Here is a 14,701-nt window from a genome sequence, read left to right as displayed (position 1 = left end):
GGAATCGAAAAACGCCTCGGTGCGCACCTGCGCCACCACACTGCCATCCGCCGCCAGTTCCGTGCTCAGGAAGCGACCGTCGGCGCAGAGGGAACTGAAACCGCGCTTGCCGGCTGGGTAGGTCAGGACACAGCCCGGTGTGGCGACTTCACCAATGATCCTGCGCTCCTCCAGGTCCACCAGGGTCACCGACGCAGCCGGGCTGAAGTTGGCAACCGCCAGCCAGCGCTGCTCGTTCAACAATAGCAGCGCATCGCGCTCCGGCAGCCCCATGAAGCGCTTGCCCGGAGGCAGCACCACCTCGGCCACCGCGCTCAGGTTCTCCTGGTCCCAGATGGTCAGGACATCGATACGCGCGCCGCGGGTGCCGCGAGGCTGAAAGGTTTCCGTGGCATAGATCTCGGCGCGACTGGCAGACTGTTTGGTATTGCCGATCATCGACACATTGAAGCTGCCCTTGACCTGCTCCGCCAGTTTATCCTCTGCCGTATCCAGCACCCACACCTTGCCATCAGACATATGGTAGAAGGCGGCGTCGTGGACGAAAAACCAGCTCTCGGGGTACTCCCGCGGGAGGGTCTCCACGACCCCGATGGGCTCCACCGGCAGCGGCGGCGGTTGGTCACTGGCTATTGATGGCAACGCCACCATCAGGCCGGAAAACACAGCGGCGAGCACGCGCATTTCAGGTCCTTTCCACATAGTCGCTTGTCCTGTTTCAGGTTTTGCTGATATAGACCGTCTGGATGTTAGTGTACTCCTCCAGACCGTAGCGTCCGAACTCCACGCCGATGCCGGATTCCTTGGAACCACCGAAAGGCGTGTCGGGCTGGATCATGGCATGGCTGTTGACCCAGGCTGTGCCACATTCCAGGCGACTGGCCAATGCCGCCGCTTTCTGGGGGTCGCCTGACCACACCGAGCCGCCGAGGCCGCTGGGGCTGTCATTGGCGCGACGCAGGGCATCTTCCACATCGCTGAACTTCATCACCGGAAGAATTGGCCCGAAGGGTTCTTCCCGCACCAGTCGGGTATCGTCACCGACATCCGCCACAATGGTAACCGGATAGAAATAACCGGGACCGGGCATCGGCTCACCGCCGGTGAGGAACCGGGCCCCGCTCGCCCTGGCTTCCTCGGCGATAGCACAGACCTTGGCGAACTGGACCTTGTTCTGGACCGGGCCAAAATCGGGATCGGTGCTGCCATCGCCGGTCCTGACACTGTTGGCGATCGCCACCAGTGCGTCGCACATCTGCTCGTAGATATCTTCGTGCACATACAGGCGCTTCAGCGCAGCGCAGGTCTGACCGTTATTGAACATTGCGGTAGCGAAGATCTTCGGTGCAATCGCCGCCACGTCAACGTCGGGCAGGACGATCGCCGCGTCATTGCCACCGAGCTCCAGAGTCAGGCGCTTGAGGTTGCAGGAGGCGTTCTGCATGATTTTCTTGCCGGTCGGTGTGGAACCGGTAAAGACGATCTTGTTGATATCCGGGTGGGTGGTCATCGCGGCACCGAGACCGCCGTCGCCGGTCACCACGTTGAACACGCCCGGAGGCAGCAGGTCGTTGACGATTTCGGCAAACCGCAGGGTCGTCAGCGGCGTGTACTCCGAGGGCTTCAGAACCACGGTGTTGCCGCTGCGCAGGGCTGGCATGATATGCCAGATGGCGATCATGAGCGGGTAGTTCCAGGGCGTGATCGAGCCGACCACGCCCAGCGGCTTCCGGTGCACTTCGATTCGCGCTTCGTCGTTGTCCTGGATCACGTCCACCGGCAGTTCCAGATCGGCCGCGGCGTGGCACCAGGCCAGCGTGCCCCCGATCTCAAACGCCGCACCCATGCCCGCAAACCCGGTAGCGGGCTTGCCCTGCTCCAGGGTCAGCAGGGTCACCAGTTCCGCCTGATGCTCCTCGATCGCCTGGCCGATCTGGTGAATGATGGCCCCGCGTTCCGCGCCGGGCCGGGCGCTCCAGGCCGGAAACGCGGCCCGGGCAGCGGCCACTGCCTGGTCGAGGTGGTCTTCAGTCGCCTTGGGGCACTGGGCTGCCACCTGCTCGGTGGCAGGGTTGATGACCGGGAAGGTGGCTGTGGAAGCCACCTTCTTGCCGTTGATAATCATGTGGTACTCGCTCATGCGGACTCCGTCAATTCTTATCAGTGCTAGAAGTTATAGGTCAGGGTAGCGCCATACCAGCGTGGCGGCGCGAAGACCTCCTCGCTGATCCCCAGCAGACCGAGGTCGAGGTTGTACAGGCGGTATTCCTCGTCACCCCCGTTTTTTACCCAGCCGGCCACTTCCCAGGTGTCGGCGGCACTGGCCCAGGACAGGCGCGCGTTCCAGACCAGGTAGGAATTCTCGGCGGAGATGTTGGAGTTGGTGGCCTCAATGAACTGCCGGTCGTTCCAGACCCCATCCACCTGCGCCGCCATCCGGCCGCCCGCCAGGCCCCACTCATAGCGCACCAGCGAGTTGAAGCTCCACTTCGGCGCGTTGGGGAATTCCGCCTCGACCGTACCACCAAAGACATCGGGCACCGCGTCCACGTTCGAATTGATATAGGCCGCACCGAACAGGAGGTCCAGCCCGGGCATGGGATTGATGGTCAGCTCCAGTTCGCCGCCGTTGGAATCCGCGTCCGAGTTGGTGACCTGGGGAGTCAGGCCGAGAATCGAGAATGCCTGGTAGTCATCGTAGTCGTAATAGTAGACCGCCGCGTTGAGTCGCGCAAAGTCGGTCAGTTCAGCCTTGACCCCCAGCTCCCAGGAGGTCAGGACCTCCTCGTTGTGCTTGAGGTTACCCGGTTCAATCGCCGCAACCGTGCCCAGTGGATCTATGGACCAGTTGCCGCCCTTGATGCCGCGGCTCCAGGAGCCGTAGAACAGGGCGCCGTTTTCGGTCATGAAATTGAGCTGTACCCGGGCGGCGAAGTCGTCATATTCGATTTCATCCAGGCCGGCAATCGGCACTGCGGAGATATCGAAGACCTGCGTCAGGGGAATCCCGGCGTCGGGCTCCGCATAGCTCTGCAGGAAATCCAGGTCCTTGGTGTCATCGGACCAGCGCAGGCCGGTAATCAGGGTCAGCTGCTGGGTGAAGTCGTATTCCATCTGGCCAAACACCGACCAGTTGCGGGAATCGAGCTTGTAGTCCGTGAACTGTACCGCGGAGTCGGAGACCGCCCCGGACCCCTCGAGGATGGCCGCGCCACGCACGCTGGAGTTGTTGTCGGTGGTCATGTCCAGGTAATACCAGCCCGTCTGCCAGCGCAGGCGGTCGCTGTCGCCGGAGAGACGGACTTCCTGGGAGAACGTGTCGAAGTCGGAGTTGTTTTCATAGGGGAAGAAGAACAGGCCGCCGCCGGCATCTTCCAGGTACTCTTTTTCCAGGTCCATGTAATTGGTAATGGACACCAGCTCCATGTCCGGGCCGAGGTCCCAGGTCAGGGTCGCTGTGACATTGGTGGAGTCGCGGCTGTAGCTTCCCTCTATGGACGAGGCGTGCTCGAGCCCGCCGGTAAGACGCCCCGGGACGTCGACACCCAGGCCGGTCTCGGGGTCGAAGTCGGCAAAGTTGATGGAGTAGGTGCCAGAGGGTACATCGTCGTCCTTGGACCGGGTCACCCGCAGGTCCAACAGCACATCATCACTGATATCAAACTGCAGCGAGCCACGCAGGGTGTAGCCATCGGCGCCATGGGCATCGCGAATACCTGGAACCACGGACTCAGTGTAACCGTCATTTTCCTCCCAACGGCCCGCCAGGCGCCCGCGAACCGTGTCACTGAAGCCGCCGCCGACGGCGCCCTCCACGGCGCGCATGCCGAACTCACCGCCCTGGACACGCATATAGCCGTTTAACTCCTGGTCCCTCGCCCCGTTCGTCAGGTAGTGCACCAGCCCGCCGGTGGTATTGCGCCCGAACAGGGTCCCCTGGGGGCCCCGCAGCACTTCTACCCGGTCGACATCAAACAGCTGGCCGTTGATCGCGTTCATGCTGGGAACATAGGCCCCATCGACATAAACCGCTACCGGTGCCTCAAGATTGTCCTGGAAATTGTTCTGCGAAATACCGCGCAAATTGATGATGGTAAACGCGGGAGTGAACGTCTGCAGCTGCATGGCGGGAACCTGCTGGGTTATATCCACCGAGCTGGTCATCCCCAGCGCATCCAGCTGATTGCCGCTGAAGGCCGTGACGGAAATACCCACATCCTGCAGGTTCTGCTCCCGCTTCTGCGCAGTGACAGTCACTTCCTCAAGCACCTGCGCCTGTACCGTACCGGCCAGCAGGCAGATGGCGGAGCCACCGGCAATGCGAGTCAGGGCGGTTGCAATGGGGCGTCTGGCATTAGTCATACGATACCTCTCCACGTGATTGTTATGCATTCCCGTAACACATCATTTAAACAGACCTGCCGGGAAAGCGTTTGCGCGCCAGCGAACTCACGGCTTGACTGTGAGCGAAGCGGCCTTGGCCGGACGCCGAGCGACAGACCCCGAGCCCGGCGCATGCGCCCACCTGGAACACCAACATATAGCAGCACAACCGTGGTTAATCAATCGCAGGCAGCAAGCAAACGCCAGCAGCGTCGGGGTAGTTAAATGCAGGGCTGGCTGCGGGTAACGACGATCATTGATCGGTGAGGCCGGCGCCATGCTCACGCCGGTATTGAACCGGAGTCATGCCGAATTCAGCTTTGAACGCGCGGCTGAAGTGGGAGGCATCCTTGAAGCCGAAGTGGTATGCGACCTCGGCCACGGTAAACCGGGCAAAGGCACTGTCCGCCAGTGCCTGGCCGCAGGCCTGCAGGCGCAGCTGCTGGATGTAGCGGCAGATCGACACACTCTCCGTTTCGAACAGCATGTGCAGGTAACGGGTTGAAATATTGTGAGCGGCCGCGATCCAGTCCGGGTTCAGACGTTGGTCACCGAGATGCTTGCGAACGAACTGCCGGACCCGATTGAGATACTCCTGCCTTACGCCATTGCAAAGCAGGTCACGACGCTGATTCTCCCCGGCATAGCTGAGGGTCGTGGCCAGCAGGTCAATGACATTGGCCTCCAGCCGCTGGGCCAGGACACCGTCCATGTCGTCCAGTCTCTGCACGATGGAGGTCACAAACTGGGAAAACAGGCCATTGGCCCCGGCCTCGGCGGCCATGCGCACGCCCATGTGCCGCTCGGGCTGGTGCACGCACTCCTCCATCAGGGGGGACGGGATGGCCAGCACCACCTGGGAATAATCGCTGGCGAAATGCAGCTCGTAGGGTTCCGAGCTGAGACACAGGGTGAAGTCCCCGGGCGTCAGGTGGGCCTCGCGGCCGCGCTGGATAATCTGGCTCTCACCGGCCACCTGGACCTTGACCAGATAGATGGAGTCGGTCACCTTGCCGATGTGGCTGCGGCGCCGGTAAACATCCAGAGGAGTGCTCTTGACTGCGGCAAATCCCAGTTGACCCAGCTGGCGGGAATTCAGGAGGCCGTGAAACTCGCCCGGGTAATCACGCGCCAGTTCGCAGTCCATGGGAAAAAAGGTTGCGCTGACCTGGTCATCGAACCGTTCCAGAGATGCGGTAGTCTTCAGCATTGTGCCTGTGACCCTCGACTCGCTCCCCGCCGCCGGATCAGTGGCGCGCCACCGGTGGGGGCCGGCCCGACTCGCCAAACTCCGAGCGCACCAGCAGTGAATGATAATTCCTCCGATCCACAGCTGCCCGGTCGGAGTTGTCCAGCCACGATACTACAGACATCACCAGTACTGCCAGCGGCAGGGTAAACAGGGCGGGGTAGTCGTAGGGGAACAGGGCCCGCTCGAAACCCAGCACCGACACCCACACCTGGGGCCCAACCACGATCAGCGACACCGACGACACCAGGCCCACCAGGGCACCGGCAATAGCCCCCCGGGTGGTCAACCCCGACCAGTACAGGGAAAGAAAGAGAATGGGAAAATTGACCGAGGCAGCGACTACCATGGGCATGGTGGCGATGAAGGCCACATTCTCGTTCTGGAACAGGATGCCCAGCACCACCGCAATGACCCCGATAACGACCGTGGTGAGCCGGGTGAGTTGCAGTTCCCGGCGCGCGTCCGGAGCGCCCTTGCACAGGACCTCCGCGTACAGGTCGTGGGAGATTGCCGCTGCCCCTGAGACAGTGAGCCCGGCGACAACCGCCAGAATGGTGGCGAAAGTCACCGCCGACATGAAGCCGGTCAGCAGGTTGCCGCCCACTGCCGTCGCCAGGTGAATCGCGGCCATGTTGCTGCCGCCGATCAACTGGCCCTCCGCGGTAAAGAACGCGGGGTTGCCGTAGACAAACGCCACCGCACCAAAGCCCACGATGACCAGTGCCAGGTAGAAATAGCCCATGAACAGCGAGGCGTAGAACGCCGATTTCTTGGCTTCGTGCATGTCCGGCACGGTGAACAGGCGCATCAGGATATGCGGCAAGCCGAGGGTGCCGAACAGCATGGAAACGAGGATGGTAGCCACCTGCACCGGCGAATCGAACAGTACGCCCGGGGCCAGGATTCTCTCCCCCCGGGGGTGCTGGACCACTGCGGTTGCCAGCAGGTTCTCCAGGCTGAAGCTACTCAGGTACATGACCATGAACGCCGTGATCGTCACGCCCGTCAGCAGCAGAATCGCCTTGATGATCTGGACCCAGGTGGTGGCCAGCATGCCACCAAAAGTCACGTAGGCCAGCACCAGCACACTGATGGCGACGACCGCCACTTCGTAGGGCAGCCCGAACAGCAGCTGGATCAACTTGCCGGCGCCCACCATCTGCGCAATCAGGTACAGCACCACCACCACGATAGTGCCCCCCGCCGCCACCACCCGGATCCGGGTTCGCTCCAGCCGCTGGGAGACTACGTCGACGAAGGTACAGCTGCCCAGGTTGCGCACCCGGCGCGCGAGCAAAAAGAGCAGCAGCGGCCAGGCCGCGAACGCGCCCAGCGCGAGCACGAGGCCGTCAAACCCACCCAGGAACATGAGTCCGGTGATGCCCAGGAACGAGGCGGCCGACATGAAGTCACCGGCGATGGCGGTGCCGTTCTGGAGCCCGGTGATCTGCCCCCCCGCGGTATAGAAATCCTGGCTGCTGAGGGTGCGCCGGGATGCCCAGTAGCTGATGGCGAGCGTGGCCAGCACGAAAACCAGGAACATGCTGATGGCGACGGCATCCACTTAGGGCTCCTCCCCGGAACGGGTCGTCGCCCGGTTGAGAAGCAGGAACACCAGCTCCAGCAGGATAAAAGTGACGATCAGTACGGCAAACATCAGTAGCGAGCCGGTGACATGCGACATCCCCAGCCGGCCGGCAAGGCTGTCGCCGGAGGCGGTCCAGTTGAGGATAAAGGAAAAATACAGCAGCAGGGTAATCAGGGTAAACACGAAGCGACGTCGTGTTCGGGCCCTGATCACCGAGAGTTTGGCGGCATTGTCCATCTGGCTCCCCGGGAAATTATTGCTTTTGGGCTGGGTTCGCGACGGAATATAACAGCCCGGAGCCCACCGGCGCCAACGATTCGCGGCGCGGCTCCCGCTCAGCGCTTGATCTGCCCCTCCAGCATTTTCGCAATCTTCTCGCCGTAGGGCGGCAGGGTGCCGGCCAGCTTGGCAATATTCACCCAGCCCTCCTCGTAGACACCCCGGGCGTGGCTGAAGGTGCGAAAGCCGTCGCGGCCGCGGTAATTGCCCATGCCGCTGTGGCCGATGCCGCCGAATGGCAGGTCGTCACAGCCGACATGGTTGGCAATCGCGTTCACGGCGACGCCGCCGGAGCTGGTCCGGCCCAGGACCCGCTCCTTTTCTGCCTTGTCCGTGCCGAAGTAGTACAGGGCAAGCGGCTTGTCCCGGGCATTGATGTAGTCGATCACCTCGTCAATCGCGCTGTAGGTCTTGATGCACAGCAGGGGCCCGAAAATCTCCTGGGTCATGCAGGCCAGTTCGTCCGCGGGGTCGATCAGCAGGTGCAGGGCAATCTTGTGTGCCTCGGGGTCGGAGAGCTCCTCGCCCGGCGCGCACAGCGCCACCACCCGCACGCCCCGTTCGCGCGCTTCCTCGATATAGCTGCGGATCCGGCCGTAATGGCGCTCGTTGACGCAGGCGACAAAATCCGGATTGCCCTGGACCGTGGGAAACATTCCGGCGATCACCGCCTGGCATTCGCGCACAAAGGCTTCAAGCTGATGCCGCGGCACAAAGCAGTAGTCCGGACTGACACAGAGTTGGCCGCCGTTCATCGCCTTGCCGGTAATGATCGTCTCCGCGGCCTTGCGCAGATCCGCCCGGGCCGAGAGGATGACCGGTGACTTGCCCCCCAGTTCCAGGGTCACCGGCACCAGGTTTTCCGCGGCGGCGCGCATGACATGGCGGCCAATACCGGTGGCGCCGGTAAAGATCAGGTGGTCGAAACGCAGGCTGCTGAAGGCGGCGCCAACCTCGGGGCCACCCGTCACCAGGCATATCTCGGAGGGCTCAAAATAGCTGGCAAACAGGCGCTGCATTAATTCGGCAGTGGCTGGTGTGAACTCCGACGGCTTGATCATGGCGCGGTTCCCGGCAGCCAACACGTCTGCCAACGGGCTGAAGATCATGTTGATCGGCACATTCCAGGGGGTCATGATCCCGACCACGCCCTTCGGCTGGTACTGCACATAGGCTTTGGCACCGAGAAAGTTCATCGGCATCATTGGCGTGCGGCGCTCGGGCTTCATCCATTTTTTCAGGTGTTTCTTCGCGTGCTTGAGGCTGCCGACGGAATTCATCACATCCATCATCAACGTGACATAGCGCGAGCGGCAGCCGAAGTCCTGTTCCACCGCCGCGCAGATCTCATCCTTGTGATCCACCAGCAGTGCGATGCAGCGGTCGAGGCGGTCGATCCGGGTTGCGGCTGCCACCTCGCCCTCGGCGCTGAACGCCGCGCGTTGATTGTCCAGCAGGGCGGCCAGCGGCGCGGCAACGGGTTTCGGGGCTATGGCCTGGTTCATGATATGGCTTCCTCACTGACAGCGGTTTGAACACGGGTGAGCACCCCGGCGTCCTCCAGAATCATGTCCGCGGCTTTCTCCGCGATCATGATCGTGGGGGCATTGGTGTTGCCGGAGACAATGCTGGGCATGATCGACGCGTCTACCACCCGCAGACCATCAACGCCGCGCACTCGCAGGCGGTGGTCCACTACCGCCAGGGGATCATCGCCCATTTTGCAGGTCCCCACCGGGTGGTAGACGGATTCGGCGATCTCGGCAATATAGGCGAGAATCTCGGCGTCTGACTGCACCCGCTCGCCGGGCAGGTATTCCCGGTCGCGGTAACCGTCAAAGGTAGCGGCGGCGAAAATGTCCCGCACTCTCCGCACTGCGGCAACGATGGCCTGGCGATCGTGTTCCGTGTCCAGATAGCGCGCAATGATCGCCGGCGCCATTTCCGGCAGGCCGCTGCGGACGTGCACGCTGCCGCGGCTGGTCGGGCGCAGATGACAAACTGTGGCCGTGGTACCGGGGCAGGTTTTCATTACCCCGTTGGCATCGGTTTCCCCCGCGGCGGGAGTAAAATGAATCTGGGCGTCCGGGCGCTGCTGGGCGTCCGAGGTGCGGAAAAAGGCGCCGACCTGGGACGCGGGGTGGGCCAGCAGGCCCCGGCCAGATGCCAGGTACCTGGCGATATTGCCGAGCAGCGCCAGCGGGCGGCTCTCCTCGTAGAACGTCCGCACCCCGTGCAAGCCCTGGATCACGTTGACGGTTAGGTGGTCCTGCAGATTCTCCCCTACTCCGGGCAAATCCTTTACCACCTTGATATTGAGCGCATCCAGGCGTTCGCCGTTACCGATGCCGGACAGCTCCAGCAACTGCGGACTGTTGATGACGCCGCCGCAGAGCAGCACTTCCCGGCGACTGCGCGCGCGATGGCTTTGCTCCTTTTTTCGCTGCCGGGTCACATACTCCACCCCCACAGCACGGCCGTCTTCGATCAGCACCCGCTGCACCTGGGCGCCGGTCACCAGGGTCAGGTTCGGCCGCGAGCGGCACAGGGCCAGGTAGGTCTTGCTGGTACTCTGCCGGCGCCCGTTGCGGGTGTTGAGCTGATAGAAACCGACACCTTCCTGCTGCGCCCCGTTGAAGTCGGGATTGAAGGGCAGGCCGGTTTCCATCGCCGCCTGCACGAACATATCCGCCGGCAACATCTTTTCCGCCGCCGCAACTTCCTCCACCCACAGCGGCCCTCCTGTGCCGTGCAACGCGTTGCCGCCCTCGGCCTTGTGCTCGGCGCGACGGAAATACGGCAGCACACTGTCGAAGTCCCAGCCCTCGCAGCCGGCATCCGCCCAACCGTCGTAATCCTCGCGCTGGCCGCGCACATAGATCATGCCATTGATGGAACTGGTACCACCCAGGACCTTGCCGCGGGGCCAGGCGATGCGACGGTTGCCAAGCTGCGGCTCCGGATCGGTCTGGTAGCACCAGTTCAGCGACGGGTTCTTCATCAGGAAGGCGAAGCCCAGCGGGACATGGATCATGGGATTGCGGTCCGCGCCGCCGGCTTCCAGCAGCAGCACCTTGCGACTGGCTTCCCGGGACAGGCGCCAGGCCAGGGCGCAGCCCGCGGACCCCGCGCCGACGATGATGTAGTCGTACTGCTCTGCCGTCACCGCTTCAGACCTCCGGATCAAAGCGAATGTGCATGTCTTTCATGCCATTCACGAAAAAGGACTGCACGTAGCGTGGCGACCCAACAAAACGGGGGTTACGCAGGCGCGGAATGATTTCCTCCAGCATGATGCGCAGCTCCAGCCGAGCCAGATGCGAACCGATACAGAAGTGCTGGCCGATACCGAAGGAGCGCAGCTGGTTGGACAGGTCGGGCTGGCGCTCGATGCGGCGCACATCAAAGCGTGTGGCGTCGGCGCCGAACACGTCCTCATCATGATTGATGGTGTGGTAGTGGAGCACCAGCTTGTCACCCTTGCGCACCTGCTGGCCGCCGATCTCCACGTCCTCCATGGCGGTGCGGCGCATGGCGGTAAAAGCGGTGTTGTAGCGGAGGATTTCCTCACAGGCATCCGGAATCCGCTCGGGGTTGTCAACCAGGTACTGCAGCTGCTCAGGGTGCTCCATCAACAGGCGCATGCCGTGGGAAAGTACGGTACGGGTGGACTCGTTGCCACCCACCAGGATGAGAATGAACATCCAGCCGAACTCTTCCTCGGTAATCGTGCGCCCTTTCACTTCGCCTTCCAGCAGGTCCTGCAGGAGCCCCGGCTTTGGATTCGCCCGGTGCTTTTCCGCCAGCTGCATGGCATAGCCAATCACCTCCGCGGAGGCGATCTGGCCGGCTTCCTCGGATACCGACATCTCCGGGTCATCGGCAAAAATCATGGTGTTGGTCCAGGTGAAAAACTGCTTGCGATCCTCGATGGGGACACCCAGCAGTTCCAGGATCGCAATCAGCGGCAGCTCGGCGGCGACCTCCTCCACGAACTCGCACTCGCCGCGGCTTGCGACCGCATCGACGATACGTCTGGCGTGGGCGCGCAGACTAGGCTCGTGGGCGGCGATCTTGGCCGGGGTAAAGGCGGCCCGCACAATACGGCGCACGATCTGGTGCTCAGGCGGGTCCATGCCGATGATGGTGCGGCGGTGCACCGCCTCGACCAGCCAGTCGTCATATTCGGTGGGGAAAGGGCTTCGCTCGGCGGAAGAAAAGCGCTGCGGATTCTTGCAGATCTCGTCCAGTTCCCGCTGCCGGGTCACTACCCAGTAGGGCACCCCGGTGAGCGGGTCATCCAGCTTCACCAGGGGCCCGGCCTCGCGAATCCTGGCCAGTTCGGCGTAGGGCATCCCCTCTACGTAGGTGGTGGGGTCGAGCAAGTTGGAAAAGGGGCAGCCTGACATAGGGCTCTCCGTTCAAGTACAGGGGTTCGCAACGAGACAATGCGATAAAATTGCACATTTGTATAGTCTTTCAGGGTGAATCGCTTGTCAAATCGGACCGTTAAGCGTCCGTTAAGCTGCCAGGTCTACTCTCCTTCGCAGCTGATTCCCAATTGGAGAGACGATGCTGCCCGCGCCCCGTATGCCCGCTGTACGCCTACTGCTCAGTGCCTTCGTACTGGGCCTGGCGCTGCTGCTGTTGTCGCGCCTCGGCCTGGTGTTGTGGCAGCTGGACCGCGTCAGCGCCGCAGGCCTGCTGCCGCAGGTGTTCCTGTACGGGTTGCGGGCGGACAGCATCATGATGAGCCTGGTGGCGCTGCCACCGGCGCTCCTGCTGCCGCTGGCCTGGTGGCAACGAAGCTGGCCGGTGTGGCGCCTGCTGACAGTCAGCTGGCTGGCGCTCTGCGGCCTGACCCTGGTCTTCATGGAAGCCTCGACACCGGCCTTCCTGGGGCAGTACGAAGCCCGTCCCAACCGCCTGTTCTTCGAATACCTGGAGTGGCCGGGGGAAACGCTGCGCATGCTCTGGGGCGGCTTCAGGTTGCAGTTGCTGGCCAGCGTTGCGCTAGTGGCCGGTACTGCGCTTATTCTGGGCTGGTGGCTGCGCCGAGCCCTGACGACGCTGCAATTCCGAGCTCCTGGCTGGTTGAATATTGCCGCCTGGCCAGTGCTGCTGCTGGCACTCGCCCTTGGAGTGCGCTCGACGCTTGAGCACCGTCCGCTCAACCCGTCCTGGTTTGCCTTTGCCGGCGACAACCTGGTAAACCAGTTGATGCTGAATTCCACCTGGTCGCTGGCACACGCGGTTTACAACCTGCGCCATGAATCCCGGTCAGGTGCTCGCTACGGCGAGATGCCGGTTGCTGACATGGTGGACGAAGTCAGGGAAACCGCAGGTCGCTACGGCGTGGGCAACTTTGCCGGCAACCCCGAGCTACCAACACTGCACTACCAGGCCAGCAACCGGGGCGATCAGCGGCGACTGAACCTGGTCATAATCCTGGAAGAGAGCCTGGGCGCGACCTATGTCGGCGCACTCGGCGGCGTTCCCGGGCTGACACCGCAACTGGAGCGTCTGGCCAGAGAGGGCTGGTGGTTCGAGCAACTCTACGCCACCGGCACCCGCTCAGTGCGGGGAATTGAGGCCGTCACCACGGGCTTCCTGCCGACGCCGGCCCGGGCGGTGGTCAAACTGCTCGGATCCCAGGGCGGCTTCTTTTCCCTGGCAGAGCTGCTGGGGCGCGAGGGCTACCACAGCGAGTTCATCTACGGCGGCGAGGGGCATTTTGACAATATGGCGAGCTTTTTCCTGGCCAATGGTTTCGACCAGGTTGTCGATGAACGGGACTATGAAAGTCCCGCTTTCCGCGGCAGCTGGGGCGTGTCCGACGAAGACCTGTTTACCAAGGCCGACGAGCGCCTGCAGCAGCACCACGCCGCGGGTCAACCGACCTTCACGCTGGTGTTCAGCTCCTCCAACCATACTCCCTTCGACTACCCCAAGGGCCGGATCCAACACTACGACGAGCCGGCCGCCACGGAGAACAACGCCATTCGCTACGCGGACTACGCGCTGGGAGAGTTTTTCGCCAGGGCCCGCGGCCGGGACTACTGGCAGGACACGGTGTTCATCGTCGTGGCGGACCACGACAATCAGGTCGTGGGCGAGAATGTGGTACCGGTGGAGCGGTTCCACATTCCCGCGCTGATTCTGGGCGCAGACATAGCGCCGCGCCGGATTGAGACCGTAGCCAGCCAGATTGACCTGCCTACCACCGCCCTGTCGCTGATCGGCGTCAGTGCCGATCACCCCATGCTGGGCCGCGATTTCAGCGCCGTTGGGGATCATGCGGACGGGCGCGCGATCATGCAGTTCGGTGATCGTTTTGCCTGGATGGAAAACAGTGAACTGGTGATCCTGACGCCGGAGCAGCCGCCGGTGTTTGCACACTTTGACGCGGCCAGAAAGCAACTGACGCCGGTGTCCGGCTTCCAGCCCGCTGCACACCGGCGCGCCCTGGCCCACGCCCTGCTGCCCTCCTGGCTGTACCGCACCGGACGCTACAGCCTGGAACACGCGCCCCGACCCGCTCCGAGCAAACACGGCACCGGTTGAGCGGCACCTCCTGTGCCCCTCGCCGGTTGCCTGTGGCAGCGACCAGCGCGGTGAGCAATGGTAATTACTGCAAGAGAATTCGCAGCCCGATCAGCAGCAGCACCACGCCGCCCAAGAGCTCCGCCTTGCTTTCCAGCCAGGTGCCGCTACGCAGACCGATATACACCCCGGACCAGCTGAACAGCGCGGTGGCCGCGGCGATCATCAGACAGGCCACAAGCGGGCTTACCTCCAGCAAGGTGAGGGCGAAGCCCGCGGCCATGGAATCGATACTGGTCGCGAGCGCCAGCACCAGCAACAGCCGCTGGCTGATGTGAGTAACCGCCTCCTCGACACTTTCGCTGAAGGACTCGACGATCATCTTGCCGCCAATGACAGCCAGGAGCAGGAAAGCGATCCAGGGCGCGTACACTTCCACCCAGCCCAGCACACTGGTGCCGGCAAGGTAACCGAACAGCGGCATCAGCCCCTGGAATGCGCCGAAATAGAGCGCACAGAGCATTGCCAGGCGCCGCGGACTGCGGTGGGGTTTCGAGCCGAGACCGATGGACACGGCGAAGGCGTCCATGCTGAGGGCGACAGCGAGAGATATTACTTCGATCACGACAATTTCCAGCGCGGTTGGAGCGGGGGGC

The 14,701-nt window shown here is 62.8% G+C and carries 11 protein-coding genes; 1 reads left to right on the top strand and 10 read right to left on the bottom strand.

The annotated features are described in order from the left end of the window. The 9 genes from RJQ10_RS04530 to RJQ10_RS04490 form a co-directional block, all read right to left on the bottom strand. The coding region (locus RJQ10_RS04530; protein ID WP_350144057.1) for an amine dehydrogenase large subunit at positions 1-702 on the bottom strand (702 nt) is incomplete at its 3' end. A gap of 16 nt (positions 703-718) precedes the next feature. Further along, complete coding sequence (locus RJQ10_RS04525; RefSeq protein ID WP_350144055.1) at positions 719-2,140, bottom strand: aldehyde dehydrogenase family protein; 1,422 nt, start codon at positions 2,138-2,140, stop codon at positions 719-721. A gap of 26 nt (positions 2,141-2,166) precedes the next feature. Beyond that, positions 2,167-4,362: a TonB-dependent receptor gene (locus RJQ10_RS04520; RefSeq protein ID WP_350144053.1), complete on the bottom strand. Its 2,196-nt coding sequence runs from the start codon at positions 4,360-4,362 to the stop codon at positions 2,167-2,169. A 274-nt stretch (positions 4,363-4,636) separates the two neighbouring features. Next, on the bottom strand, positions 4,637-5,593 hold the full coding sequence (locus tag RJQ10_RS04515; RefSeq protein ID WP_350144051.1) for an AraC-like ligand-binding domain-containing protein: 957 nt from the start codon (positions 5,591-5,593) through the stop codon (positions 4,637-4,639). 37 nt (positions 5,594-5,630) lie between these two features. Continuing rightward, positions 5,631-7,199: a sodium:solute symporter family transporter gene (locus RJQ10_RS04510; protein ID WP_350144049.1), complete on the bottom strand. Its 1,569-nt coding sequence runs from the start codon at positions 7,197-7,199 to the stop codon at positions 5,631-5,633. Further along, positions 7,200-7,460: a DUF485 domain-containing protein gene (locus RJQ10_RS04505; protein ID WP_350144047.1), complete on the bottom strand. Its 261-nt coding sequence runs from the start codon at positions 7,458-7,460 to the stop codon at positions 7,200-7,202. Positions 7,461-7,558: 98 nt separating this feature from the next. Continuing rightward, positions 7,559-9,007, bottom strand: coding sequence for a coniferyl aldehyde dehydrogenase (locus tag RJQ10_RS04500; RefSeq protein ID WP_350144045.1), 1,449 nt, complete (start codon positions 9,005-9,007; stop codon positions 7,559-7,561). Further along, a complete protein-coding gene (locus RJQ10_RS04495) occupies positions 9,004-10,668 on the bottom strand; it encodes a GMC family oxidoreductase (RefSeq protein WP_350144043.1) in 1,665 nt (554 codons plus the stop codon). The genes RJQ10_RS04500 and RJQ10_RS04495 overlap by 4 nt, the downstream gene beginning before the upstream one ends. Before the next feature lie 4 nt (positions 10,669-10,672). Then, positions 10,673-11,911 carry a cytochrome P450 gene (locus tag RJQ10_RS04490; RefSeq protein ID WP_350144041.1) on the bottom strand — a complete coding sequence of 413 codons (1,239 nt, stop codon included), beginning with the start codon at positions 11,909-11,911 and terminating at the stop codon, positions 10,673-10,675. 181 nt (positions 11,912-12,092) lie between these two features. Here RJQ10_RS04490 and RJQ10_RS04485 point away from each other — a divergent pair, with 181 nt between their 5' ends. Then, complete coding sequence (locus RJQ10_RS04485; protein WP_350144039.1) at positions 12,093-14,066, top strand: LTA synthase family protein; 1,974 nt, start codon at positions 12,093-12,095, stop codon at positions 14,064-14,066. Between the two features lie 64 nt (positions 14,067-14,130). Here RJQ10_RS04485 and RJQ10_RS04480 read toward each other — a convergent pair whose 3' ends face one another. Then, positions 14,131-14,670 (bottom strand): manganese efflux pump MntP, encoded by a 540-nt coding sequence (locus tag RJQ10_RS04480; protein ID WP_350144037.1) that lies wholly within the window; start codon positions 14,668-14,670, stop codon positions 14,131-14,133. Positions 14,671-14,701 lie beyond the last annotated feature (31 nt).

The organism is Haliea sp. (genome assembly GCF_040222615.1).
Taxonomy (GTDB): Bacteria; Pseudomonadota; Gammaproteobacteria; order Pseudomonadales; family Halieaceae; genus Haliea.
Note: the sequence above shows the minus strand (reverse complement) of the source record. Positions and strands in the feature narration are given on the sequence as shown.